The organism is Spirosoma lituiforme (assembly GCF_054776635.1).
Genome location: NZ_BAAHBO010000039.1, coordinates 1 through 789 on the forward strand (window position 1 = coordinate 1; position 789 = coordinate 789).

At 51.7% G+C, this 789-nt stretch carries 2 protein-coding genes; both read left to right on the forward strand.

What is annotated here, in order from left to right; genetic code table 11:
• Positions 1-441 (forward strand): type II RES/Xre toxin-antitoxin system antitoxin (gene parS / locus ACYU87_RS27545; RefSeq protein ID WP_461137217.1); only part of this gene is annotated, 441 nt, incomplete at its 5' end.
• 19 nt (positions 442-460) lie between these two features.
• A complete protein-coding gene (locus tag ACYU87_RS27550; RefSeq protein ID WP_461137218.1) occupies positions 461-598 on the forward strand; it encodes an RES family NAD+ phosphorylase in 138 nt (45 codons plus the stop codon).
• Positions 599-789: the final 191 nt, after the last annotated feature.

A 789-nucleotide genomic window follows, 5' to 3' on the forward strand; every position in this document is an offset into this window, starting at 1 on the left:
GCTTCATCAAGGCGACGCCTTACTCAACCAGGCGGGCCAGCAAAGACCCCTTATCAACCCCAACGAGCCACTAGCTTCGCCATCATTGAACAAGCCCAAAAGGGCGTGCCAACTCAGCAAGTGGATCAGCTAGCTGAGCTGCTGGGGATCTCCTTTAAAGAAATGGCGATTGTTCTGCAAGTCGCTGAACGAACACTACACCGTTTTCGCAGTGAAGGGCAACTGGACCAACAAACTTCTGAGCGCTTGTTGCTGCTGGAAAACCTAACGGCTCATGGCCTGTTGGTTTTTGACGGTCGAACGGAGGCCTTAGCAGATTGGTTACGCTATCCTTTGCGAGAGTTGAAAGGCCAAGCGCCCCTCCAGTGGCTGAATACCATCAGTGGGTTCAGTTTAGTGGATGATGTATTGACCCGCATTGAGTACGGGGTCTATTCGTAGCCGATTAGTTTGTTGATTGATGTTGGTATATCGACTTTATAAGAGCAATTACATTGCTCAGCCCTTGTCGGCAGAAGGTGCGCGTCGAGCGGGTGGCCGCTGGAACCCTAAAGGCTACCCTATTCTTTACACGTCGGCTACCCCCGCCCCGAGCTAGCTTTACTGGAAATAGTGGCTCATCTCAATCCGCTCTACTTGCCCAACTTCCATTTGCTGGTGCTGGACATACCCGAAACGTATCATGTCGTGTCGGTAGCGGATCTACCGGCTACCTGGCAGGATGAGCAGCAAATTGAGGTTTTACAGTCTTATTTACAGGACTGGCTTGACGCGCCTGACAAGCTGAGT